Below are 23,417 nucleotides of genomic sequence, written 5' to 3'. Positions count from 1 at the left end.
TCATCAATTATCCCGAACAGCGTATGCAGTTGGACTACACTATGCCAGAAGTAAAATCTTGAATTAGGGAGAATCTGAGTCCATGAAATCCACCAGCAAATGGTTTCTCATTTCACTCTTTCTTCTGTTCACAATAGGAGCAACGGCGCAAACGGTAACAAATGGGCAGGCAACAGCAGTTCAGGCGAATGCGCTAACTGTTTCTGCGACAGCAGAACCCGCGCATCTGGATGGGCCAGCCGCGCTCTTTATGCTCCATTTACAGCGCCGAGGCCTGCACGATCGCACATTGGTGACGGGTCTAAACGCGGGCCTTGCCACAACCCACGCGGACTTCCCCCCGACGACGTTCTGTCCCGGTCCCCCAGGGCAACCGGATGGTGTTTGCACAGACGGGTTGGTCTGTTGCGATTGCATCGGCAACGCCAAATGCACGACCTCGACGGAATGTCACCTGGAATGCATTCAATAGAGGATTGTAGCTTCCAACTGCCAGGCTTCCGGCAAAGACATGCCTACACAGGCGCATTCACTTCCTGTGACCGGAGTTGCACTGGATAAGACCAACAGCCTTATCGGCTGCAGGCTGGTTAACACCGATTTGGACGATGTAAAACGGGGGTTTGCGCTTTCTAAGGGAGCGCTGATGGGCCAAAGGGCGTCCAGGACAGCTTTTTGATCATTTCGGTGAAGAGCGTTTTGCGGCCGTTCGAATTCGGGGTCTATGCTGAGGTTGTCTGGCACTCGATTGCGATACCGTTAGGCGACACGTGTTTAAAGAGCAGGAATCTATTCGCGCTCTGCTGCGCTGCGCGACCGGCCTACGGCGCAAGGAAATAATCCTTTTCTTTGCTTTCCCGGCACTTGCCCTTCAGCTCGCAAGCTCGCCTCGGGACCGTGCCTCGTTCGCCGTTGGCGAAGGCCGGCCTAAAGGCCTGCCCTGAAAGCACCAGCCGTCCCGTTGCGCGGGACTGGATATGGATGCGGCGGACGGCGTGGAATTCCACCCTTTGCAAAAGCGGAAAAGGTGGGCCACCCGCCGGCTCTCCCGAGTCGCTCCGGGTGTACACCGCAGAAGCGCGTACAGCAAAAGCGATCCCAAAAGGCATTAACTCTCCTGTATATTCTCGCTATTCAGGCTTTCGATCAAAGGAGACCGACAATGGCGCAGAGTAAGTCCTTGACGTTTTTTAAGTATTTGACGCTGGTTGCGGTGACTGCCGCATCTTGCCTTTTAATTGCAAAAGAACCGCGGCCGATAACTCTGCAAGATCTGCAAAGCTTGAGTCCTAACTCCATTTACTACCTTCAGATCTCACCCAATGGTCGCCGCATCGTCTATACCACGTGGGGAAATGCATCTGAAGGCGTTGTTCCGGAAAGCAATCTATGGATCGTGGATGCCCGGCCTAACAGCACTCCCCGTCAGATGGGGCGGGGTATGCTTCCCCATTGGTCCCCTGACGGCGAGCACCTTGCATACTACACACCGAGCGCGAGCAACCGGCAGCTTTGGGTGCTGGATGTGAGAACTGGTAAACCGCGCCAGATTACGCATCTGGGCGACGGCATCGAAATCAGCCAATACACGTTTTTTGATGCATGGGGGTTTGATCCTCTCTGGTTTTCCTGGTCACCAGATGGAACCAAATTGGCTTTCACATCGTTGGTGGCTAAGGAAGGCACTCAGTCGGGTATGGCACCCGCAGCCAAGCAGGCAGCTCCTGGAGCGGACCCTAAGCAGGGATTGCCTTTGATACTCACCTCAACAACTCCGTACCCCTGGACGATGCACGGCGTATTCGCCGCATCGGAGGGAAATGAACGGGATCCCAGCGCAAAAGTTGATCCCTTTAAAGTAGGCCAGATATTCATTGCCGACGTTAACACCGGCAAGGTTGAACAACTGACTCACGGCGATGATAACTACTTCAATCCGCAATGGTCGCCCGATGGGAAATCAATAGTGTGCGCGTCGATGGAAGGCGCTCTAAACTGGACCGATTTCAAGAGAGCAAACCTGTACGTGTTCAGAGTTGATTCGAAAGCTCGGCATGCCGTAACGACGGGCGATGGCATAAAACGATTGCCCGCCTGGTCGCCCGATGGGAAGTGGATCGCATTCGCAGGAGCTGAACGCCTGTCTGGTACCCGGCAAGTCTATGTGATTTCTGCTGACGGAACAGGCACTCCCAAGAATCTGACGGCGCAATTCGGAGGGCCCAAGAGTTTAGAAGAGAGCTTTTACCACTTTATGTGGGCCCCTGACAGCCGCTCCGTCATCGTCAACCGTGAGAATGGTCTAGCCAAGATCGACATCGGTGATCTCCATTCAACACCCATAGTCTCGCCCGGGGGAATGATTAATGAGGAGACTATGTCAATATCGCGGACCGGAGTTCTGGTTTGGGAAAAGATGGACGAACGGCACTGGGGTCTCATCGAGATGATTGACGGCAATTCCACTTCGCCATCTCTGGTGGCTGACGCAAATCCACAGATGAAAGAGTGGGCCATGGGCGAACAAGAGTTGGTGCGGTGGAAGAACTCTCGCGGCGATCAATTAGAAGGCGTGCTGATCAAGCCGGCTGGCTACCAAGAAGGGCATAGGTATCCGCTGATTGTGGATTGCTATCCCGCAATTGGGCAGGAATTACATGAGTTTTATGGCGACACGATGGGCGGGAACCAATCTTTCGCATCCCGTGGCTATGCCGTATTTTTCCCTGTTACTCGCGCCCCGCACGTGTGGCAAACGGTAGTCAAAAGTGAAGCTTTCATGCAGGCGGTGAAAGGACCTGATGGATGGGCAGTGATGGTGGATGACATCATGTCGGGAGTGGATGAGTTGATACGCAGAGGAATCGTAGATCCTGACCGCATGGGATTGACTGGCTTCAGCAATGGAGGGGGAGTTGCTGACTATCTGGTGACAGCTACGCCTCGCTTTAAGTGCGCGGTATCGATCGCAGCTGTAGCGCCCGATTGGCTTTCTCAATTTTTCTTCCCTGCGGGCGGAGGTCCTCCTGCGGGGGTCGTGCAATGGTACGGCAAAGACCGTACGCCATGGACTGATCTGGAAGGGTGGACAAAAATGTCTGCCGTTTACCGCTTACCAAACGTGACTACGCCAATGCTTTTGGCTGTGGGCGACAAAGATGTTTTTTTTCTGCAGGGCATGATCGAGATGTATCAGGGATTGCGATATCTGGGCAAAGACGTGACCTTACTTCGCTATGAAGGCCAAGGGCATGGGTTTGAAGGGGCAGCGATGACAGACTTCTGGCGGCGCGAAAATGAGTTCTTTGATCGTTATCTCAAGCCCGAAGCAAGGCCGAATTAGGCGCTCAATCAAACCTAGCAGCAAAAACGGTTTTTACATTTGGAGTAGTCGGGCGACGTGGCAGGCCAATTCGCTGCGTTGACCGAAAGTTTGAGGGCGGCCGCCCGCCGAACGCTGCCTGTGCGCTCCGCTGCGCTGCGCGCCATGCCTACGGCGTAAGGAAGGAATTTCTTTCTGCCCTTTTATGGCACGGCTGAAGCCGTGCCCTGACACTTGTTCTCACGGTGGACACGAAGGCGCGGGTAACGTTGGAAAAGGGGCCCGCGCTGATTGGTAGCCCTTGAGAGCAGCGGAGCCGATTCCTCGGGCCTCACAGAAGCTATGTGGAGAATTCAGGCAGCATTGATGCTCGGCTCTCGGAACGGCAGGTCGTTGTGTGGGGACTGCGGTGAGCGTGAGCAGTTTGTCAGCGGGACACGATGCGGAGATGCAAGATCGTTTCTAGTTCGACGGACAATCCAGAATGCAATCTGCATCACGGTTGATGTGCTGCCCTGAATCGAACACCTATCCCCCTCGACATGCTATCCCGAATCCCGACGGGCGAGCCTTGGTGAAGCCGAAGAGGTGAGGGACCGGCTCCGCGGGTCTCTGGGGGATTATGAAGCTTAGGATTTCGGAGTTTTCCGCTTGAGCCTGATAAGAGCATCGGGTTCCAGCTTCCAGCCCGGATCTTCTTCCCACTCGCGGCTCAGATCAGCCCAGTCAGGATTTTCAGCGAGAATGAGTTTTAGTTTCTTCTCGCGCCGCCAGCCTTTGAGTTCGATCTCGCGCATCCTTGCGCTGATAGGGCTCTCAAAAGGTTCACACCAGACAAGCATGTAGAACTCATATCGCGCGGTGAAGCTATCAGGATAGAGTTTGTTTTGGTGCTGGAATACGCGATACGGCAACGTGCTGGTGGATCCCACATACAGCCGTCGCGACTTGTTTGACATGATGTAAGTCCAGTAGGTCTTCATGCGTGCGCTCCAGATTGTACACGCCTTGAGAGCAGCGGAGCCGATTCCTCGGGCCTCACGGAAGCTGTAACGATGGTTATACTGCGTCGATGTTCGGCTCTCGGAACAGCGTGTTGTTGGGTAGGCGTGGTGGTTTGGCCTGAGCAGTTTGTCAGCGGGACACAGTGCGGACTTTTCAGATCGTGCTTTGTCCCGCTCGTCGCGCCGTCCCGACCGAAACGCCATCCCCCTCGACATGCCATCCCGAATCCCGACGGCGAGCCTCGGTGAGCCGAAGCGGTGAGGGATCGGCTCCGCTGCTTTATAGGATTTTGAACAACGCCGCTTGATCGGCGCGGAGCTTTAAGATTGACGCGATTTGTTTCGACCCGACAGGTATGCGTCCGACCAGTTTGATAGCCCTTGAGAGCAGCGGAGCCGATTCCTCGGGCCTCACAGAAACTATGTCGAGCTTTATGCAGCGTTGATGCTCGGCTCTCGGAACAGCGTGTCGTTGTGTGGGCGTTGTGTTTGACGTGGGCAGTTTGTCAGCGCGAGACGATGTGCGGATCTAAGATCGTGTCCTCCTCGACGTGCCGTCCTGATCCCGGACTCCATCTCCCGCGACCTGCTATCCCGAATCCCGACGGCGAGCCTTGGGGAGCGGAGCGGTGAGGGATCGGCTCCGCTGCTTTGTAGGATCGGCGACGAGTTTCAAGATTGACGCGATTTGTTTCGACCCGGCAGGTATGCGTCCGCCCAGATTGGTAGCCGCATTATCAGTTGGCCAGGGCCAGAAATCGGACATCCGGGCCAACGAAAGACATGCTTCTGCGACCCAGAATTATGGTGGGACAGCCCATGTATGGAGAGCCGTTGCTTGATTCTCCGCTGATGTGCGCTCCGATTAACGAGATGGGCGTGGTGTTGCTGTTTGGCGGCGTGGCCCGGCAACTGGGCTTTTACATAACCCGCGTGCAATCTGAATTTCCCGATTGCGAAGCGTTACGCCGGGTAGAGCGCGACCGTTGCCAGCTGGTGAAAATTGAATTTGAACACGAGAGCCGGAATTTTCTTTTCCATGGCCATCCGCTGACAGGGGCCGACTTGATTGTGTGCTGGAGCCATAACTGGCTGGATTGTCCGCTGGAAGTGATTGAGCTGAAGAGCCTGGTGGGAAAACTGGGACTGGGGATAGAACAGAAATTGATTTTGCCGGAGAAACTTACCACTGATTAACACTGATGACACTGATCTGAACGGAGAAAAACTTTTGCCGCAGATTTACGCTGATGAACGCTGATAGAAAAAATCAAAACCTACCACGGAGGCACGGAGACACGGAGAAAAACAAGATCGGTGATCGCGCGTGATCGGGTCATCCGGTGATCGAAAAGCAAAAGCCGAAAAAACTTACCACTGATGAACACTGATGACACTGATTGGAACGGAGAAAAACTTTTGCCGCAGATTTACGCTGATGAACGCTGATAGAAAAACCAAAACCTACCACGGAGGCACTGAGACACGGAGAAACCCAAGATCGGGTGATCGCGCGTGATCGGGTGATCGCGCGTGATCGGGTGATCCGGTGATCGGAAAAGCAAAACCGCAGGCAAACTTACCGGGGATTAACGCGGATTGTCGCGGATGGAGAGGCGGATGAATTTGAGTGAGAAAACCAATTACAATAAAGGATTCCGCCTCACTCGCCGAGACTGCATGCGTCTATGCCCGCAGAACGGCGGCAAAAGATCGAGAAACACGGGTAACCATGGCTGTAACTGGAAACACATCGGAAAAAGTAAAGGTCGCGGAGAGCGAAAGCATTATTGTGCGCGGAGCACGTGTGCACAATCTCAAGAACATTGATTTTGAGATTCCGCATAACCAGCTCACGGTGGTGACGGGCGTTTCCGGGAGCGGCAAGAGTTCCCTGGCCTTTGACACGATTTATGCCGAGGGACAGCGGCGCTATGTGGAGTCGCTTTCAGCATATGCCCGGCAATTTCTGGAGCGCATTGAGAAGCCCGATGTTGACCTGATTGATGGCATTGCGCCGGCGATTGCCATAAGGCAGAAGAATTCGACCCGTAATCCTCGGTCAACGGTAGCCACGGCCACGGAGATTTACGACTACCTGCGGTTGCTCTATGCGCGCGTGGGGCGCACGTTTTGCCGGAACTGCGGACAGGGAGTAAAGAAAGATACGGTAGATGAAGTTGCGCAGACGATTTTAGGTTTGCCAGAAGGCACGCGGCTGAATGTGCTCTTCCCTGTCTTGGCAGTGACGCCGCCGTCGGCCAAGCCGGAAAAAGGAAAAACGGGAGGCCGAAAAAAGAAGTCAGCAAAAGCTGCGGTGATTTCTGAAACAGCGGTGAACGCGCTGCGCGAGCGCCTGTTTGATCTGCGCAAAAAAGGTTTTGGCCGGCTCTTCCAGAACGGACAGATCTTTGAGTTCGCGACGCCGGAGTCGCTGCTGGACATCGATTTCAGCCAGCCCGTGTATGTGCTGATTGATCGCATTGTTACAGGGCCAGATCAGCGGACAAGAATTGTGGACGCGCTGGAGACTGGATATCGAGAAGCGGGAGAGACAGTATTTGAGCTGGCGGTACCGGTGCAGTCGAACGTCGATGCCGCGCCCGACGCTGATTTTGATGACTTGGCAATGATGGTGACACCCATGCAGTGGCGATTCAGCCATCGCTTCGAATGCAAGACGTGCCACATTAAGTATGAAGAGCCGGAGCCGCCGCTGTTTTCATTTAACAATCCTTTTGGCGCGTGCCCCAGGTGCCAGGGATTTGGCAACACGATAGATTTTGATTTGAACCTGGTGATTCCGGACGTGACGAAGACGCTGAGTGAAGGCGCGATTGAGCCGTTTACCAAGCCGAAGTATCGTCCGTGGCAGGCGGAGTTGCGGAAGTTTGCGCGGCAGAGTGGCGTGCCGTTTGATGTGCCGTGGCAGGACTTGAGCAAGGAGCAGCGAGAGCTGGTAATAGAAGGCGAAGGCAAGTTTCCCGGCATACAGGGATTTTTTGCGGCGCTGGAACGCAAGAAATATAAGCTGCATGTGCGCGTGTTTTTGAGCAGGTATCGCGGGTATGCGGTGTGTCCGGAGTGCGGCGGAGGCAGGCTGCGCGCGGACGCGCTGCAAGTGAAGATTGATGGCAGGAATATCCGCGAGCTGACGCAGTTGACGGTGGAAGCCGCAGCAGAATTCTTTAAGACGCTGAAACTGTCACCGGAGAAAACGGAGATTGCAGGAAAAATTCTGGAGCAGATTCAGGAACGCTTGAAATTCCTGAACGATGTTGGCCTGGAGTATCTGACGCTGGATCGGCTGGCTTCAACGCTGAGCGGCGGTGAAGCGCAACGCATTCAGCTGGCAACATCGCTGGGATCGCGGCTTGTGGGCGCGTTGTACGTGCTGGATGAGCCGTCGATTGGGCTGCATAGCAGGGACACGGCGAGGCTGGTGTCGATTTTGCATGAGCTGCGGAATCTGGGCAATACGATTCTGGTCGTGGAACACGATCCTGAAGTCATGCGCGCAGCGGACCTGATCCTGGACCTTGGTCCCGGCGCGGGAGAAAACGGCGGCAAGGTGATGGCGTCGGCCACGTATGAGCAGATCAAGGGGATGCCGCAGTCGCTGACGGGAAGATATCTGAACCAGGAGCTGCGGATACAGATTCCGCAGAATCGTCGAACGCCGGGCGTGCCCATGATACGCATTGAAGGCGCGCGGGCGCACAATCTGAAGAACATCAATCTGGAAATTCCGCTCGGCATGCTGGTGGCAATTACGGGCGTGTCGGGCTCGGGGAAATCAACGCTGGTGCATGACGTTTTGTACCAGGCGCTGGCCGCGGAAAAAGGCATCACTGCTGGCCCCGGCCCCGCCGCGAGCGGATTTAAGCACGTCACTGGCGGCCAATACATTGCCGATATAATTTTAGTCGATCAATCACCCATTGGCCGGACTCCGCGCAGTAATCCTGTAACTTACATCAAGGCATTTGACGCGATCCGCGAAGTTTTTGCGTCTGTCCCTGAAGCGCATAAGCACGGCTACGGCGCGGGCCATTTCAGTTTTAATATCCCGGGCGGCCGATGCGAAACGTGCCAGGGTGATGGCACTGTGACTGTCGAAATGCAGTTCCTCGCCGATGTCGAGCTGATCTGCGAAGATTGCAAAGGCACACGCTACAAGCCGCAGATTCTCGACGTCCGCTATAAGGGCAAGAACATTCATGAGGTGCTAAACCTCACCGTGCGTGAATCGCTGCAATATTTCGCTGGACATCCTAAGATCACTGACAAGATGCGCGTGCTGGAAGAAGTTGGTCTCGGCTATCTGCGGCTCGGCCAGTCCGCCACCACGCTGAGCGGTGGCGAAGCGCAGCGCATGAAGCTTGCGGCGCATCTTGTTCCCACCGGACGCGCGCAGGGATTTGATCCCGCCACGCCCGAAGAAAAAGAGCAGCGCAAGCGCGCTCGCGCCGGCAAAGGTGCGCTCTATATTTTTGACGAGCCAACCACCGGCCTCCACTTTGATGATGTCAGCAAGCTGCTCGCCGCTTTCCGCAAGCTTATAGATGCCGGCGGTTCCGTGCTCTGCATAGAACATAATCTTGATGTCATCAAAGTTGCCGATTGGGTCATTGATCTCGGCCCTGAAGGCGGCGGACGCGGCGGGCAGATTGTTGTGGCGGGCCCGCCGGAAACCGTGGCAAAATCTGCAAAATCCCACACCGGAAAGTGGCTGGCGCGCATCTTAAAGAGCGAGAACTCTGGATCGAATGGGCATCATTAAAGCTATTGCCGTTGCGTTGCTGGCAAGTCTCGCTCTGCCCGCGCTCGCGCAAACACGCCCGACTCATAGATCCCATCAGCAAACAGCCACCGCAGACGACCACACCGCAGACGCGCTTAAAGACGCCGAGTCTCTTCTGCAAAAACAGCAGTACTCTCAGGCCGAAGAAAAGTTGCAAGCGCTCATTGCCACTCAGGCTGAAAACCCTCAAGCCTGGTTCGATCTCGGATTCGCCCAAAGCCATCAAGGCAAGAATGCCGAAGCCATCGCTGCCTATAAAAAAGCCACGCAGCTCGATCCCAAATGGTTTGAAGCACAACAAAATCTTGGCCTCGCTCTCGCCAAATCCGGCGACCTCACTGCGTCCGCTTCCGCTCTAAAAACGGCAGTCACTCTCACTCCGACCACCGGCGGCAAGCAGGCGCTCGCCGACGCATGGCTCTCGCTGGCTCAGGTTACGGAAGAAAGCCAGCCGCAAGATGCGCTCGCAGCCTATCAAAAAGCCGCTGAACTCGATCCCGAAAACTCTGAAGCGCAACTCGGCATCGCCCGCATGGCGGAGCACTCCGGCAACGCTGCCGCCGCTGAGCAACAATATCTTAAGCTCGCCGAAGCCGGAAACAATAACAGCATTGAGCAGCTCATCAGCCTCTATCTCAAGCAAAAGCGCTTCTCCGACGCCGAATCCTGGCTGCACAAATACATTTCCGCCAACCCCCAAAGCACCGCAGCAGAACTTCAGTTAGGCAAACTCCAGGCCGCTGAAGGAAAATTGCAGGAAGCCATCGCCACACTTGAGCCGTTGTACAGAACTTCTCCCGATTCCACAATCGCTCGTGATCTCGCCAGTCTCTATCTTGAAACCAAGCAATACCCTGCTGCCGCCGATCTTCTTCGCCCACTGATCGCGCAGAATCCCACTGACGCGCAGCTTCATCTCGACTACGGCACCGCCCTCATGCATCAGCTCAAGTATCCTGAAGCGCAAACGATCTTACTCAAAGCCGTCCAGCTCAACCCAAACCTTGTCCAAGGCTATTCTGATCTCGCTTACGCTGCGGAACAAAACAAGAATTACGAGCTCACCATCCGCGTCCTGGACGCGCGCGCCAAGCTCCAGCCGGAAACCCCGGCCACATATTTTCTCCGCGCCACCGCGTACGATAATCTAAGAATGTACAAACCTGCGGCGGCAAACTATAAGCTTTTTCTTGGGGTCGCCGCCGGCAAATTCCCTGATCAGGAGTTTCAGGCACGCCACCGGCTCAAAGCGATTCTACCGAACTAACAATGTCAAAACCCATTTTCATTCTTATCCTGCTCTCGCTCGCGTTCGCCGCTAACGCGGAGCAAAAGACCGTCGACCAGCTCAAGGCTGAAGCTGAGCACGCTGAGCCCGGCCAGCAAGGCCGTCTTTACGCTGAAATCGCTGAATCGCTCGTCTCGGTTGCAGACAAGCAGTTTACTGACGGAGAATCCGTCAAAGGCCACGCCACCGTGCAGGAAATTTTGCAATACGCCACCAAGGCACATGATCTCGCCATCCAGACGCGCAAGAAGATGAAAGAGACGGAAAAATCTCTTCGCGAGTGTCACCGCCGCCTGGAAAACATGAAGCGCACCCTGGCTGCGGAAGACCGTCCCAGGGTTGAGGCCGTGGAAAAGGAGTTGGAAAGACTTACTGAAGAAGTGCTCGAATCCATGTTTGCCCCGCCAGACAAGAAAAAGGACCACAAATGAAAATCGCTACGAAAATAATTTTGCTGTTGCTGCTGCTGAGCGTGGCTGCCTCCGCCAAAAGGCGCGATCCCCTGACTGAAGCTGAAGCCGATCAGCTTCGTGAAGTGGCCATGGAGCCTTACAATCGCATCAAGCTCATGATCAAGTTTACTGAGGCGCGTCTTCTGGCCATTGATCACATTCGTCTTGATCCCAAGCAGGCGGCGGACCGTGGCAAGCAGATCCATGACCTGCTGGAAGATTTCACCAGCCTCATGGACGAAATCAACGACAATCTTGATCAATATGAAGCTCGCCCGCTGGATAAAGATACGGTCAAGCAATACCACAAGGGATTGAAGGAGTTGCTTGATGCTGACGCGCGCTTTGAACAGCGGCTGAATGCGCTCAAGTCAGCCAGCGAAACTGATCCTGTCACAAAAAAAGAAGCTCCCGATTTCCGATTTGTCTTGCAGGACGCCATGGATTCCCTCAAGTCCAACGCGGATGTGGCGCGTGAATACATGGAAACCACGCACGATCAGAAAGGCGCGTCGGAAAAGAAAAAGTAGATTGTTTTTACCCCGAGCGCAGCGAGGGGGGCCGCTATTGTCTCCAGGATCTATGGGCATGCCACATTCAAATCAGCGTTCTCCCTCCGCAGCTTGCAGGTAATAGGGGCTCCTTCGCTGCACTCGGGATTAAAACAATGACCTCCATCCTCACGCAAATTTTTGAGCAGGCATACCGCGACCTGCGTCCGCGCGCCCCTATGCCGGAATTTGAGGTCCGTTTCTATCGCTTCGCCAACATCAATTGCACCATCCGCCTGCGCCAGGGACGCATCTTTGTCCGCCTCTCAGATCTTCTTGAAGGCGCGCCGGAGCCGGTGCTTTATGCCATCCTGCATATCCTCATTGCCAAACTTCATCGCAAGCCGGTTGATGCGGCCCACGCCGCGCGATACCGCAAATACACAGGCAGTCACGCCATGGCACAAAAGTCGCAACTCATTCGCCAGCTTCGCGGGCGCAAGCGCATTGAGAGTCCCCAGGGCAAGCATTACGATCTCGACCGGATTTTTGACGACCTGAATCTTCGCTTCTTCCACGGCCTTATGGCTCGACCACAAATGACATGGAGCGGCAACAAGTCCCTGCGCAGCCTGGGCCACTATGATCCCGCGCATAACACCATCGTCGTCAGCCGTGTGTTCGATTCCCCGCGCGTCCCGCTCTATGCCATCGAGTATCTTGTCTATCATGAGATGCTGCACCTGCGGCATCCCGTCAAGCTGCGCGGCAGCCGGCGCCTGGTGCATCCGGCCGCCTTCCGTGAAGAAGAAAAATTGTTTCCACAATTCAAAGAAGCTCAGGAATTCTTGAAGCGCCTGGGGACTCTCGACTAGCCGCTCTTCTTTACCGTGCTCCCGATGCGAGGTGAAGGATCTGCTCCGCTGCTCTTCAGGGCAGCCGATCATCGGAGCAGTCCTGGATAGCCCTGTGATGCAGCAGAGCCGATCCTTCGGCTTCGCGGAAACCTTGTCGAAAAACTTTGCGGTTGGTGTGACTCACCCCAGGACGGTGCGCCGCTGGGTGAGATGGATCGCTGAGCGTGATGTATGTAGCGGGTACATCAATTTAGCAAACGCTCTAAATGATCTTTCCCGGGTCCCGCTCGCGGACCGTCTTTCTTGGGTCGCATCGGAACTGTGATCGCCGCCGCAGCCCTGTCCCGAAAATAACCGCAAAATATCAGAACACTTTTCGTTCTCCAGCAGTCTTTCTTCACAGGGAAGGCGAGAAATGGCGGGGCAGGCAATTTTGGGAGATACGGTTCTGAAATCGGCGATTGCCATGGAAGCTGCGGCGCCCACAGTTGAAACGCTGGTGGCAGACCATTCCCGAATGGTCTTTCGCATCGCCTATTCCATCCTGCGCAACCACCATGACGCGGAAGATGCAGCGCAGGAATGCTTTCTTCGGGTATGGAAACAGAAGGACCGCCTGCATGAAGTAAGCAACGCTAAAACATGGCTCGCTCGCATTGCGTGGACAACGGCGCTGGACAAAAGACGTTCCAGTCGCGCAATCGTTTCGCTGAGCATGGTTTCGCTGAGCGATGAGCAAGCGGGAGTGGAACTAGCACAATCGATTCCGGATTTGGCAGTCGCCGCAGATCAACAGCTTGCCAATGCGCAGATGCAGCAAATGCTCGAACGTTTGATTGCTGGTTTGCCGGAAGATCTACGCAACACATTGGAACTATCCACGATCCAGGAGTTGAACTCGGCGGAGATTGCCGAGGTAATGAAGATACCGGAAGGGTCGGTGCGGACGCGACTGTTCCGGGCACGCAAGCAGCTCAAAGAGAAATTAACGGTCCTGCTGGAGGGGAGGAAACATGGCTGACCAGGAAAAAGATAAACGGGTGGACAAAATGCTGGACTCGCTGCTGGCCAACTATTCCTCGGCCGAACCTCGACCGGGGCTGGAAACCCGGATCCTGGCGAGCCTGCGTGAGACGCCAGAAAAGGAAACAGCACACGGATGGTGGAATTTCAAATGGCTTTCGGCGGGAATGGTTGCGGCCGTAATCATCGCGGCTGCGGTATTGATTGGTGGAAGGCATCGAATTGCGCCGCCGACACACGTGATCGTTAAGACCAGCCCAGCTATTCCCCAACCAAACATTCAGCCACGCGCGCCGGCTGTACGCAATGAAACGGTCAAGATTCGTCCGCGCAAACCGTTAGCGCCCACGCGGCCACAGAATGCGGCTCTGGCATTGAATGAGCGTCCGGCAGTCTTCCCCACGCCAACGCCATTATCGGAGCAAGAGAAATTATTGCTCAGTTATTTGGCAGGCACGCCGCGTGAACAGGTGATCGCGCAAAGCCATCCTGACGAGCCGCCAGTGGTGGGCGATCAGGACCAGACTGAAGCCATTCCCGACCCAATGCATATTCCTCAAAAACTCAGCAATACTCGATAAGGAGAGAACCATGAAGATTTTTACCAAGGTGATACTTGCTCTAACGCTTGTCTCAAGCCTGGCGGCACAGCAGCCGGCGAAAGATGCAGCCGACCAGCCAACTAAGGACCAATCAGCCAAGAAAGATATTCTGGCAGGCCGGGAAGGCATGACAGAGAACTTTTTCAAGCTGGCCTTCGTGATGTATGAGCTGGAGGATGGCAAACGCACCAACCAGCGCGATTACATGATGATTGGCAGAACGGACAATCAGCCTTCGAACATAAGGGTTGCTACAAAGGTCCCTATAACTACGCTGGAAAAGGGGGGCGACAAGGCGTATACGTATACTGATGTCGGATTAAGGATTAACTGTTCCATGAAGGAACAAGTGGACCGCAGGTTGCAGCTCCACTGCGATATTGAAATCAGCAGCTTTATCCGCCCGGAGCAGATTGCCAACGCCACTGGGAATGCCGGCCTGGCAGCCCCGTTCCTGCGGACCACGCGAACAGATTCCTGGGAGCTGCTGACACTGGGCAAACCAGCTATTCTCACCACTGTGGACGACATCAACAGTACCAAGCGCATGCAGGTGGAAGTGACTGCGACGAAGTTGGATTGATCAGATGGACAGGAAGAGCAAAGGCGCTGCGGCGCCTTTTGTTTTTTGGCCAGCGGTGTCGGGCGGACTGTTTCCGAATGCAGAGACTCTTGTGCCGTAATTGGAAAGCCGAGAACTTTTACCACAAAGGACACGAAGGAACACAAAGCAGGAGAAAAGCCGACATCACAGATTTGGTTGAATTAAAAATCTGTGCGTCTCGACTACCTGATCCCCGCAAGCAGTTCGTAAGAATGCAGTCGCGCGGAATGGTCATAGATAGCGGAAGCGACCATAAGCTCGTCGGCGGCGGTTTGCCGGATGAATGTTTCCAATCCGGTGCGGATGGTTTGTGGCGAGCCGACAAACGAGCAGGCCAGCATATTGGAAACATGCGCTTTTTCCATGGGCGACCAATACGACTCAATGTCATCAATGGGCGGCGCAAGCTGGCGGCGCGTGCCGCGCACGGCATTGGTAAAGCCCTGCTGGGCAGAGGTAAAAAGCCGTCGCGCTTCTGCATCTGTATCGGCGGCAATTACGTTTATGCCGACCATGGCGTAGGGCTTCTGGAGTTGGGCCGACGGCCGAAATTCCCTGCGATAGACCTGAAGCGCCAGCATGAGCGCGTCCGGAGCGAAGTGGGAAGCGAAAGCATAAGGGAGGCCAAAGTCGGCGGCAAGCTGCGCGCCAAAGAGACTGGAGCCGAGAATCCATATTGGCACGTTGAGCCCAGTGCCGGGAACGGCCTGGACTGTTTGCCCTGCTTGCAGCGGACCGAGAAATGCCTGAAGCTCGCGCACGTCGTCAGGAAAACTATCGGCGCTGTTGGGATCACGGCGCAGCGCTCGCAGAGTTCGTTGGTCAGTGCCGGGAGCGCGGCCAAGGCCAAGATCGATGCGCCCGGGGTAAAGCGATTCAAGAGTGCCAAACTGTTCCGCGATGACGATAGGTGAATGGTTCGGCAACATGATTCCGCCCGCGCCAACGCGGATGGTTTTGGTGCCTCCGGCAACGTATCCGATGACAACGGAAGTGGCGGCGCTGGCAATGCCGACCATATTGTGGTGCTCGGCCAGCCAGAAGCGGCGATAGCCCCAGCGCTCAGCGTGCTGCGCCAGATCAAGGGAATGGTGCAAGGCGTCCGCCGGCGTGGAACCCTGCGCGACGAATGCGAGATCAAGAATAGAGAAAGGGACCAAAGATTCCTTTGTGTGATTCATCAATACTGATGCCTGGAACGTTACTTGAGGTTCACAACTAAAAACAGTGCGGCCTTTTGCGAATCAACCTGGCGCACTCACTTATTGCTTCTGGCTGTAATGGCGCGCAGCTCCGATCCCGGCGGCGAGGTGATCTAAAAGATGATACTGGCGGTGAACGTCCCAGAATTTACCGGTATATTTCAGCGCGTAAGGAAAGGCAGCTCCGGTAGCCAGGCCAACAATAATGGATTCAATATTCGCCGCGCTGGAAGCGGAACTTGGGGTGATGGTTTTATCAAGCACCGTTTTGCAAAGCACGCCACGATCGCCGGGCGGGTCTTCGCCGTCCCATTTTCCGGCTGCGCAGGAGAGCGCCATCTCAGTAATCTGGCCGGCTTCCAGCTCTCGCACGAGTTTGGGATCTTTCAATTTCAACTGCCAGTTTTTCGCAGACTCAATGGCCGCTTTGGCGTCAGGGTACTCTTCAACTTTCTTCACCCACTCAATGCTTGCCGCAATGGCCGTGTTATACGCCATCTGCTGATGAGCAAAGGCAGAAGCTTCATCCTGTTCATGGGCCGGCACTGGCCCGGCATCATGATACTTGGCCTGGGAGACGAGTGGCTGGCCCGCAGTCTCATACTCCCTATAGAGGAGGCGAGAATTATCGTGATTCATGTGCGTGTGCGTATTCACGGCCCCCGCAACAGGAGGATAGATGCCGGTCTTGACCTGGAACGGCCACTTGTCCGGATCGCCGGCCTGATCACGATATTCAAACCATGTGGGCGCGCGAAGTTCACCCGAAGGCAGACGGACGGGCTTTACCGCCGTGTTGTTGAAATCATGATGAATCCAGTCAGAGTGGCTGTAGAAATCCTGAATGGCGTGGAGCGAAGCGCCAAGCACGATCAGCGTCATGACTTTGCGCGTGCGCTCGTCAGCGTTGGTCTGCTTGATGTAACCGCCAAGCACCCATTGCGTATTTGTGAGCAGGCGATTGAATAACGCGTCGAATTTAGAATTGCGGTCCAACTCACCATTTAGGTTGTCGAAGTGGAGGAAGATGGCGGCGTCGCGGTCCTGTGCGCTTTTTGCCAGATACTGATTGAGCGCGTTAAGGCCCTGACCGTGGAGATTGTTTGCGGCAAAGTCAGATACAGGCCCAAAGAAGTCCGGTGAAAAGTTGCCGAGTTGCATGATCTTGCGCGCATCTTCACTGAATCCGTTCGCTTCAGCCACTTTGCGCGTGGCTTCAGAATGCCAGAAGCTATCAAAACCGGACGCGGGAGAGGCGACTACCGCCAGAAGCATGAACAAAGCAACAAGTTTGCGAAACATTTTCAATCACCAGCGGATAGGTTAGAACAACATCGATATGGATTGCCAATTGTTCACGAGCACCGCGCAAGAGGTCGCGATCCGCAGATCAACCGGAAGGAGCGCCAGGCGGCATGGCGAGGCAGAACGGAGCACAAAACCGCCGCCCGTCGCCCTGGGTACACAACCGCGCGGTATGATAAACTATTCTTTTCAAGCACATACCGTCTAAAAAAGCATGCTCCTTTCCAAAGAATATGTCGGGTATTTAGCCCGCCAGGTAACCCAAAAACTGATTGCCGGGGAATTCATTGAAACCAAGAATGTCCCGGCGGTTTCAGCTGCGCTCAATAATGCGCTGCTGGAAGAACTGCAATTGGAAGATCGCATCAACGACGAGGTCCGCTTGATCCTGGAGCAATACCAGGATGAAATGCAGCGCGCCGGCGCCAGCTATCAGGAGATGTTCAAGAAAGTTAAAGGCGAACTGGTGCGCAAGTATAAGGCGGTGCTGTGAGACTTTCTCGTGACAAGGTAAACAGGCTTGCCCACAGCGTTGCTGACGCGCTGGCGACGCTCGACGACGTTGAGTTCATTGAAGATCCGAATACCATCCGCATGGAAGCGCGCCGCATTCTGGAAGAGCTGCTCATGGCAGAAGCCAAGATCGATGTGGCTGCGCGCGCAAAAATTGAAAGCCAGAAGCGGACCATTGCGGAAGGCACACAGGAATGGGACATCCTCTACCGCAAGTATTACAACGAAGAAGTTAAGAAGCTGGGAATTTAGAAATCGAGTTTCAGTAGCCTGCCAGGCGGCGTTCCTGTGACGACATTTGCGCCCACAGTTGGTCCATGTTTTTTTGTATCCACATGTTAGCGGGCTGAAGCTCATGCGCTGAGTTGAACCACCTGTAAGCCATCACGCGGTCCTGCTTCACACAGAGGCCGCTGGAATAAAGCGCCGCCATCTGGATGGCCGCGCCGGGATCGCTCTTGTCCGTGGCTGCGCGCAGATACAGCATGCCCTGTTCGCAGTTCTGCTGTACACCGCCGGCTCCGCGAATGTATTGCTGGGCCCGGACCAGAGCAGCACTGGGCTTGTAGTCAGGAATGCGTGCTTCTTCTGCTCCTTTGCTGTCTGAGTCGGGCAGGGCTTTCTCAGCGGAGGATTTTGCCGAGGTTGTCCCCTCGTCTGAGCTTGTGGCCAATGGGCTGGGCGACGTGGTTTCCAGCGCTGTAGGTTCTGCCCGTGGCGCTTTTACTTCAGAAACCGCACCGGCCGTGACGGCATTGCTTCCGCTGGCCGCGGTCTTAGGTGCTTCAGTAACAGCGGGTATCAGTGGATCAGAAGGTTGATTGTTTCCCTGCGGGGCATTGGCTGGAGTTGATGGATCTGATTTTGCCGGCGCGGGCGGTTTTGGACTGGCTTTAAAACTTGATCGCCATTGCACAAACAGAAGGCCCAGGATGGCGGCGAGCACCAGCAGCAGAAGCACCTTCCTTAAGCCGCCGCCGGAAGGCTCGTCTTCCAGCAGATATTCGACGCCCTCATTGTTGTCCGGCTGAGAATTCAGGCCCAGAAAAGAGGGTCCACTAATGCGACCGCTATTTGCAGACTCCTGGCGGACAGATTCACTGGATGCGGATTCAGCACGCACGACCCCAGCGCGCGGAGGTTCATTGCGAAAGATTGCCGGTTCTCCCCTGCGAGGCAGCGCGACAGGAGCTTCATCGGATAGTTCTGGCGCAGCAACCTGCGTAGTTGCCCTGCCTTTTAATTCCGGCGGCGGCAATTGTGCATTTGCGATTGCAGCCGCGCGCGCTGCATCGCCGGTACCACGACGCTCTTCCATGCGGCGTTCTACGCGGGTTCCGCACATGCCGCAAAACTTCATGCCGGGCTCATTCACATGGCCGCAGCCTGCACACTTTGTGCTTCCGGACTGGCGGCTCCTTCGCTCAGCTTGCCGCCGTTCCAGCCGCACACCGCACGAGCCGCAAAACTTATATTCCGGACGATTTTCAGTCCCGCAGAAGGTACAAAGCATGAGGACCTTTAGACTCCTTTGAGTGCCGTTAACACACGTATCCTAAAAACAGCAGCTCAGCTACTAAAGATAGGATGATATCTTGCGCTGATAAGCTGCTAGCTCATTTTTCTTAATCCCGCAGAAAGAAAGCGGGCCTTAGTACTCTCTAAGGCGTTTCATTACTGGTTCATTTACGTATCCTTAGACAGGAGTTTAAGTTCGCATCCGCAATAAGGGATAATCGAACTCCACCATGATGTTTGCAGAAGAACTCGCGAAGATCGCCAAGCAAGCCGCCGTAGAGGCCGGCTTTGATCTGGCCGGGATTGCACCTGTCCGCAAAGAGGACATGCCGGAGCTTGGCGCCTTCATCGAATGGGTGGATGCGGGCCGCGCCGGAGAAATGAAGTACATGGAATCGCGCACGGAGGCAGGCGAGCTTCGCCGCGCTTCTGCCACGAACGCCGCGCCCTGGGTGCGCTCCATGATTGTTTGCGCACTGAATTATAGCGCTGGCAAGCCTTACTCGATCCAGGCCAACGACCCGGAACGAGGCTGGATCTCACGCTACGCCTGGGGCACAAAGGACTATCATGACGCGCTGCTGCCGCGGCTGCGACAGGTGGAAGCTTCGATTCAGCAAGCTGCCGCTGCGCAGAACGCCGAAATCCAAACCCGCAGCTATGTTGATACCGGACCAATTCTGGAACGCGTTTACGCCAAGTATGCAGGGATCGGATGGATTGGCAAGAACACCTGCATTATCAACCAGAAAATGGGATCATGGCTGTTTCTGGGAGTTATCCTTACGTCCCTTGAGCTGCCGCCAGACACCGCTGCCGCCGACCGCTGCGGAAGCTGCACGCGCTGCATTGACGCTTGTCCCACGCATGCCATTGTGGCTCCCGGGAAGATGGACGCCCGGCTATGTATCGCTTATCTCACCATTGAAAAGCGCGGCAGCGTGCCTGAAGAACTGAGAGCGGACATGGGGCATCACATCTTTGGTTGCGATATTTGCCAGGATGTCTGCCCGTGGAACAACAAGTCCGGCAATGCGCCGCCTACTTCCGTGCCGGAATTTCAACCGCAGGAACGACTTTTCCATCCTGACCTGCGCTGGCTGGCGCAGATGGATGAAGAAGCTTACCGTAAGACGTTTCGCGGCTCGCCTGTGAAACGGGCGAAATATTCTGGCTTGAAGCGCAACGTCGCCATTGCCATGGGCAACAGCGGTAACAAAGCTTTTGTAGCGGATTTGCAAGAGATGGCCGCCGAGGAAGATACCGTGGTCGCAGAGCACGCAGAATGGGCGCTCAGGAAGCTTACAGACGAATCGCGCTAGGTAAGTCCCCAAAAAGGAACATTGTGTTAAGGTCTCAAGAGCCATGTCCCAGAATAAACAGCATCCGTGGACCCTTCCCCGAGCGCATTCGCGTTATCTTCTGGATTTGCGAATCGCCGTCCGGGCAAAAGAAACATTCATTGGACGGACAAAGGACATCGCCGAAGGCGGGGTGGGAGCAACTATCCCCAGCGAGATTGATATTGGAGAAATTGTCGAACTGGAGTTGCAGCTTTCAGAAGGCAAGGAACCGTTGAAGATCAAAGCAGAGGTGCGTTATCGGCACGGCTTCCAATACGGATTCAAGTTTGTCCAGATCACCGAACAGCAGAAAGAAATGATTCGCCGCACCACGCGCGATCTGCGTATGGCCTGAGGACGGGCTTTTCCGCACTTTTGATCTTCATTCCTCACGGCAGCCATTGTTGTCACTGTGACTAAAATCACAGCCGAATGTGAGCTTATCCCTGAGAATGGTTTCCGATGAACGCTCAGGGCAAAATTGCGGCCGCGCCGGCAGGAAAGATCTTGGTCTTTCCCGGCCCATCCAGACCCGCAATTAGAGTGTTGGTTCCCAGGGAACATGGCACATGGGGACTTCTACTTTTTCCGCTGATCAGCGGCGCCATCATAGGGTATCGAGCACCTAACGCATGGTTGCAACCGGCTCTTTGGTTCTTGTTGACCGCTCTCTCCGCATTTTTGATCTATCAACCTTTGGAAAGTCTTTTGGGATTTTCCCTCATAAAAGCCCGTTCCCAGCGGCAGCAGCGCGTCGCAATAATATCGGTAATCGCATTAGCTGTAATCGCAACTGCCGGGGTCTTGGAGCTTTTCCATTGGCATCGTGGGCTGGTCGTGGGTTTTGGCCTGGTCGCATTAGGATGCTTTGCAGTCCGGATTCTGCTCGGCAGTTCGCGACGCATGCGAGTTCCCAAGCAGTTGATCGGCGCGATGGGCCTCAGTTCGACGGCCGCTGGAGCCTATTATGCTGCCACTGGCCGCATCGACGGGACAAGTATTCTACTCTGGCTTGCGTCATGGCTTTTTGCCGTGGGTCAAATCGAATACGTTCATCTGCGCATTAGCACAGCGCAGGTGAGGTCACGCCGGCAGAAACTACGCAGCAGCATGGCCGTATGCTTCCTGCACTTGTTGATGATTGGCGCGTCCATTACAGCGGCATTCGCTGGATTTGCACCGTTCCTTCTGATGCTCGCCTTCGTTCCTTCCCTCATCCGTCTCAGCGTTTGGTTGGTCAGGCCCTGGCGACCGCTGGGCGTTCACATTCTTGGCGTCAGTGAGCTGTTGCAGGGGCTTCTATTCAACATCCTTATGATTGGCGCGTTCCTTTTGCACGCTTAGAATTTACCGGCTACGTGAACTGGCTCCGGAAAACTGCTTTGATGTGCGCCAGCTTTTGGGACAATGCTTCGGCTTCCGCCTTCATCCCTAATTCGTTGGCTAATACAATCGCATCATAGAGCGCGTCTTTCGCGCTGCTGTAACAGCCATTGGCGCCGTGGCGGCTCTCATACATCTGGTCATAATATTTTTCGCCCAGCGCGTTCAGTTGCCGCAGGCGATCGCGCTTTAATTCCTCTTCACTGCGCTGGAATCCCACTTCAACCGGCGAGCCTTTCATTGGAAGCGCGGTCCATATCGCACGATTTTCCGTCAGCCGGATCCCGCGAAAGCCAGGAAGTCCGTGCGGGAACTCCTTTTCGGGCAGCATGAAGAAATCAGGATACAGTGGCGGACGCATCAGAGACTGCCAGTCCTCATCTTGCAGCCATGGGTCGGCAACAGGAAATGCGCAGTAACGCGCCCCGATCACGCTTGAGAGGTTCATCAGAACGCGCGCTAATGACATGGCCGATTCAGTTGCCATGGCCTGCTCGGCATAAGCGGCATCTCGTTCATGCAGAAAAATCACTGGGTCGCCGCGCCCACGCAAGCGAAATTCCAGATGAAATCGCTGTTGTCCGGAAAACGCCACCACGCATCCATCCCATGCGGGAGATGCAGTGACTGCCAAGGCGCCAGTGGGATCAGTGATCTTTTCGCCCCACTTCCACCAGCGATCATTGCGATCGTAAGACAGCCGCGCGACATTCGGGCCGTCGCGCATCAGGAACCCGCTATCGAGCAGAGAGTTGATGGCTAGTTCCACCAGCTTGTCACGAGGTTCCTGCAGGGCCCAGAAAACGGCCGTCCGAAAAAGGAGAGATTGCTCAATGACCAACTCCACATCGTGGAATGGGAGGTTCGCGGTCACTTCTTCTCCGTTGCGATAAAAACGTATCTCGACAGTGCGCGGCTCGCCTTCCGTCGGCGGCGGAACGGCGGTCACTCTGCCTTCCATGTACTGCGGCAAAGCGCTTTCCGGCAGCTCGCGCAAAAGCCGCACGGTATCTCCGGGATATAACAAGTTTTGTCCTCTTGGCAGCAGGTTACATGGATAACGTTTCCCTCTGCAATCACATTTCTGGTAGAGTGCAGGGCGCATCACCCGCACACTTGCGGAGGAAGCTGCGCAATGCCGAATGGAGGCCCTGACAATTGCGGGACCTGTGGGTTCAATCGCCGCAATGGCGGCATCTGGCGAAACCCGGAACCGGATGAGACACAAATCTCATTCTGCGAGATTCGTGGCGTCGCCATGCTGGCCGACCATTGGACCTATTGCCAGAACTGGCACACTCGCACGCGCAGTCCCATTGGCCCAATCTATGCTTCCGGCATGTATGAAGCTTGCTACCGGCGCATTCCCTGGCACGGACTTGTTGCGCCGGAGTTCGTCCAGACCGGCGTGTGCAGCGAGTGTGGGGCATCCATCGAAGATGGGATTTCCATTCTCGCAGTGGAGAGCGCACCCATCACGTTCTGCTGCAACCTGCACTACCTGCAATGGTGGAAGCGTCAACATCCGAACGAAGAAGCGCCGATGAGCGCCGACATACGGGAGCACTAAGACCCGGCATCGCGATAATCTATTACTTTTGTTTGCGGACAGGATGAATCGGCGTTAGATTGTTTCCCATGAATAATCGCCTCGCCTCCGCTTTTGCCGTTTATCTTCTTCTGGGTTGCTTTGCGATCGCCCAGAC

At 55.2% G+C, this 23,417-nt stretch carries 22 protein-coding genes; 16 read left to right on the top strand and 6 right to left on the bottom strand.

Features of this window, described 5'->3' with window-relative positions; genetic code table 11:
• Positions 1-821 precede the first annotated feature (821 nt).
• The gene (locus LAO76_24025) at positions 822-1,109 is read right to left on the bottom strand and encodes a hypothetical protein (protein ID MBZ5494001.1); all 288 of its coding nucleotides are present in this window, start codon (positions 1,107-1,109) and stop codon (positions 822-824) included.
• Between the two features lie 53 nt (positions 1,110-1,162).
• Between LAO76_24025 and LAO76_24020 the strand changes: the two genes are divergently transcribed.
• Positions 1,163-3,343, top strand: a complete 2,181-nt coding sequence (locus tag LAO76_24020; protein ID MBZ5494000.1) for a prolyl oligopeptidase family serine peptidase — start codon at positions 1,163-1,165, stop codon at positions 3,341-3,343.
• 608 nt (positions 3,344-3,951) lie between these two features.
• Here LAO76_24020 and LAO76_24015 read toward each other — a convergent pair.
• Positions 3,952-4,305: a GIY-YIG nuclease family protein gene (locus tag LAO76_24015; protein MBZ5493999.1), complete on the bottom strand. Its 354-nt coding sequence runs from the start codon at positions 4,303-4,305 to the stop codon at positions 3,952-3,954.
• Positions 4,306-5,109: 804 nt separating this feature from the next.
• Here LAO76_24015 and LAO76_24010 point away from each other — a divergent pair.
• From LAO76_24010 to LAO76_23970, 9 genes are all read left to right on the top strand, one after another.
• A complete protein-coding gene (locus LAO76_24010) occupies positions 5,110-5,523 on the top strand; it encodes a hypothetical protein (GenBank protein MBZ5493998.1) in 414 nt (137 codons plus the stop codon).
• Between the two features lie 535 nt (positions 5,524-6,058).
• Positions 6,059-9,109 (top strand): excinuclease ABC subunit UvrA, encoded by a 3,051-nt coding sequence (gene uvrA / locus LAO76_24005; protein ID MBZ5493997.1) that lies wholly within the window; start codon positions 6,059-6,061, stop codon positions 9,107-9,109.
• Positions 9,096-10,397: a tetratricopeptide repeat protein gene (locus LAO76_24000; protein MBZ5493996.1), complete on the top strand. Its 1,302-nt coding sequence runs from the start codon at positions 9,096-9,098 to the stop codon at positions 10,395-10,397. Before uvrA ends, LAO76_24000 begins: the two co-directional genes overlap by 14 nt.
• 2 nt (positions 10,398-10,399) lie before the next feature.
• Positions 10,400-10,849, top strand: coding sequence for a hypothetical protein (locus LAO76_23995; protein ID MBZ5493995.1), 450 nt, complete (start codon positions 10,400-10,402; stop codon positions 10,847-10,849).
• Positions 10,846-11,400 (top strand): hypothetical protein, encoded by a 555-nt coding sequence (locus LAO76_23990; protein ID MBZ5493994.1) that lies wholly within the window; start codon positions 10,846-10,848, stop codon positions 11,398-11,400. The genes LAO76_23995 and LAO76_23990 overlap by 4 nt, the downstream gene beginning before the upstream one ends.
• 137 nt (positions 11,401-11,537) lie before the next feature.
• Complete coding sequence (locus tag LAO76_23985) at positions 11,538-12,236, top strand: M48 family peptidase (GenBank protein ID MBZ5493993.1); 699 nt, start codon at positions 11,538-11,540, stop codon at positions 12,234-12,236.
• A 397-nt stretch (positions 12,237-12,633) separates the two neighbouring features.
• Positions 12,634-13,239 carry an RNA polymerase sigma factor gene (locus LAO76_23980; protein MBZ5493992.1) on the top strand — a complete coding sequence of 202 codons (606 nt, stop codon included), beginning with the start codon at positions 12,634-12,636 and terminating at the stop codon, positions 13,237-13,239.
• Positions 13,232-13,822 (top strand): hypothetical protein, encoded by a 591-nt coding sequence (locus LAO76_23975; GenBank protein ID MBZ5493991.1) that lies wholly within the window; start codon positions 13,232-13,234, stop codon positions 13,820-13,822. Before LAO76_23980 ends, LAO76_23975 begins: the two co-directional genes overlap by 8 nt.
• A gap of 10 nt (positions 13,823-13,832) precedes the next feature.
• Positions 13,833-14,426, top strand: a complete 594-nt coding sequence (locus tag LAO76_23970) for a hypothetical protein (GenBank protein ID MBZ5493990.1) — start codon at positions 13,833-13,835, stop codon at positions 14,424-14,426.
• 203 nt (positions 14,427-14,629) lie between these two features.
• Here LAO76_23970 and LAO76_23965 read toward each other — a convergent pair whose 3' ends face one another.
• Positions 14,630-15,607 (bottom strand): LLM class flavin-dependent oxidoreductase, encoded by a 978-nt coding sequence (locus tag LAO76_23965; GenBank protein MBZ5493989.1) that lies wholly within the window; start codon positions 15,605-15,607, stop codon positions 14,630-14,632.
• Between the two features lie 102 nt (positions 15,608-15,709).
• On the bottom strand, positions 15,710-16,951 hold the full coding sequence (locus LAO76_23960; GenBank protein ID MBZ5493988.1) for a hypothetical protein: 1,242 nt from the start codon (positions 16,949-16,951) through the stop codon (positions 15,710-15,712).
• Between the two features lie 217 nt (positions 16,952-17,168).
• Here LAO76_23960 and LAO76_23955 point away from each other — a divergent pair, with 217 nt between their 5' ends.
• Both LAO76_23955 and LAO76_23950 read left to right on the top strand, forming a co-directional pair.
• Positions 17,169-17,447: a DUF507 family protein gene (locus tag LAO76_23955; GenBank protein MBZ5493987.1), complete on the top strand. Its 279-nt coding sequence runs from the start codon at positions 17,169-17,171 to the stop codon at positions 17,445-17,447.
• Entirely contained in the window at positions 17,444-17,719 is a 276-nt protein-coding gene (locus LAO76_23950; protein ID MBZ5493986.1) for a DUF507 family protein, read from the top strand. The genes LAO76_23955 and LAO76_23950 overlap by 4 nt, the downstream gene beginning before the upstream one ends.
• Positions 17,720-17,729: 10 nt before the next feature.
• Here the strand turns inward: LAO76_23950 and LAO76_23945 are convergent, their stop codons facing one another.
• Positions 17,730-18,980, bottom strand: a complete 1,251-nt coding sequence (locus LAO76_23945; protein ID MBZ5493985.1) for a zinc ribbon domain-containing protein — start codon at positions 18,978-18,980, stop codon at positions 17,730-17,732.
• Positions 18,981-19,218: 238 nt separating this feature from the next.
• Here LAO76_23945 and queG point away from each other — a divergent pair, with 238 nt between their 5' ends.
• The 3 genes from queG to LAO76_23930 all read left to right on the top strand — a co-directional run bounded on the left by queG (position 19,219) and on the right by LAO76_23930 (position 21,672).
• On the top strand, positions 19,219-20,307 hold the full coding sequence (gene queG, locus LAO76_23940; protein MBZ5493984.1) for a tRNA epoxyqueuosine(34) reductase QueG: 1,089 nt from the start codon (positions 19,219-19,221) through the stop codon (positions 20,305-20,307).
• A 43-nt stretch (positions 20,308-20,350) separates the two neighbouring features.
• Positions 20,351-20,683: a PilZ domain-containing protein gene (locus LAO76_23935; protein MBZ5493983.1), complete on the top strand. Its 333-nt coding sequence runs from the start codon at positions 20,351-20,353 to the stop codon at positions 20,681-20,683.
• A 107-nt stretch (positions 20,684-20,790) separates the two neighbouring features.
• The gene (locus tag LAO76_23930) at positions 20,791-21,672 is read left to right on the top strand and encodes a YwiC-like family protein (protein MBZ5493982.1); all 882 of its coding nucleotides are present in this window, start codon (positions 20,791-20,793) and stop codon (positions 21,670-21,672) included.
• A 10-nt stretch (positions 21,673-21,682) separates the two neighbouring features.
• Here LAO76_23930 and LAO76_23925 read toward each other — a convergent pair whose 3' ends face one another.
• Entirely contained in the window at positions 21,683-22,738 is a 1,056-nt protein-coding gene (locus tag LAO76_23925) for a hypothetical protein (protein MBZ5493981.1), read from the bottom strand.
• A 108-nt stretch (positions 22,739-22,846) separates the two neighbouring features.
• Here LAO76_23925 and LAO76_23920 point away from each other — a divergent pair, with 108 nt between their 5' ends.
• A complete protein-coding gene (locus tag LAO76_23920) occupies positions 22,847-23,281 on the top strand; it encodes a hypothetical protein (protein ID MBZ5493980.1) in 435 nt (144 codons plus the stop codon).
• Positions 23,282-23,417: the final 136 nt, after the last annotated feature.

The sequence above is a fragment of the Terriglobia bacterium genome, assembly GCA_020072645.1.
In the GTDB taxonomy this organism is placed as follows: domain Bacteria; phylum Acidobacteriota; class Terriglobia; order Terriglobales; family Acidobacteriaceae; genus Angelobacter.
The sequence above is the reverse complement of the archived record's forward strand: the minus strand, read 5'-3'. Positions and strand labels throughout refer to the sequence as shown.

Excerpts from the sequence above, each read along its gene's own strand:
- LAO76_24025 (MBZ5494001.1), bottom strand. The coding sequence starts at position 1,109 with ATGCCTTTTGGGATCGCTTTTGCTGTACGCGCTTCTGCGGTGTACACC.
- LAO76_24020 (MBZ5494000.1), top strand. The coding sequence starts at position 1,163 with ATGGCGCAGAGTAAGTCCTTGACGTTTTTTAAGTATTTGACGCTGGTT.
- LAO76_24015 (MBZ5493999.1), bottom strand. The coding sequence starts at position 4,305 with ATGAAGACCTACTGGACTTACATCATGTCAAACAAGTCGCGACGGCTG.
- LAO76_24010 (MBZ5493998.1), top strand. The coding sequence starts at position 5,110 with ATGCTTCTGCGACCCAGAATTATGGTGGGACAGCCCATGTATGGAGAG.
- uvrA (MBZ5493997.1), top strand. The coding sequence starts at position 6,059 with ATGGCTGTAACTGGAAACACATCGGAAAAAGTAAAGGTCGCGGAGAGC.
- LAO76_24000 (MBZ5493996.1), top strand. The coding sequence starts at position 9,096 with ATGGGCATCATTAAAGCTATTGCCGTTGCGTTGCTGGCAAGTCTCGCT.
- LAO76_23995 (MBZ5493995.1), top strand. The coding sequence starts at position 10,400 with ATGTCAAAACCCATTTTCATTCTTATCCTGCTCTCGCTCGCGTTCGCC.
- LAO76_23990 (MBZ5493994.1), top strand. The coding sequence starts at position 10,846 with ATGAAAATCGCTACGAAAATAATTTTGCTGTTGCTGCTGCTGAGCGTG.
- LAO76_23985 (MBZ5493993.1), top strand. The coding sequence starts at position 11,538 with ATGACCTCCATCCTCACGCAAATTTTTGAGCAGGCATACCGCGACCTG.
- LAO76_23980 (MBZ5493992.1), top strand. The coding sequence starts at position 12,634 with ATGGCGGGGCAGGCAATTTTGGGAGATACGGTTCTGAAATCGGCGATT.
- LAO76_23975 (MBZ5493991.1), top strand. The coding sequence starts at position 13,232 with ATGGCTGACCAGGAAAAAGATAAACGGGTGGACAAAATGCTGGACTCG.
- LAO76_23970 (MBZ5493990.1), top strand. The coding sequence starts at position 13,833 with ATGAAGATTTTTACCAAGGTGATACTTGCTCTAACGCTTGTCTCAAGC.
- LAO76_23960 (MBZ5493988.1), bottom strand. The coding sequence starts at position 16,951 with ATGTTTCGCAAACTTGTTGCTTTGTTCATGCTTCTGGCGGTAGTCGCC.
- LAO76_23955 (MBZ5493987.1), top strand. The coding sequence starts at position 17,169 with ATGCTCCTTTCCAAAGAATATGTCGGGTATTTAGCCCGCCAGGTAACC.
- LAO76_23945 (MBZ5493985.1), bottom strand. The coding sequence starts at position 18,980 with ATGCTTTGTACCTTCTGCGGGACTGAAAATCGTCCGGAATATAAGTTT.
- queG (MBZ5493984.1), top strand. The coding sequence starts at position 19,219 with ATGTTTGCAGAAGAACTCGCGAAGATCGCCAAGCAAGCCGCCGTAGAG.
- LAO76_23935 (MBZ5493983.1), top strand. The coding sequence starts at position 20,351 with ATGTCCCAGAATAAACAGCATCCGTGGACCCTTCCCCGAGCGCATTCG.
- LAO76_23930 (MBZ5493982.1), top strand. The coding sequence starts at position 20,791 with ATGAACGCTCAGGGCAAAATTGCGGCCGCGCCGGCAGGAAAGATCTTG.
- LAO76_23920 (MBZ5493980.1), top strand. The coding sequence starts at position 22,847 with ATGCCGAATGGAGGCCCTGACAATTGCGGGACCTGTGGGTTCAATCGC.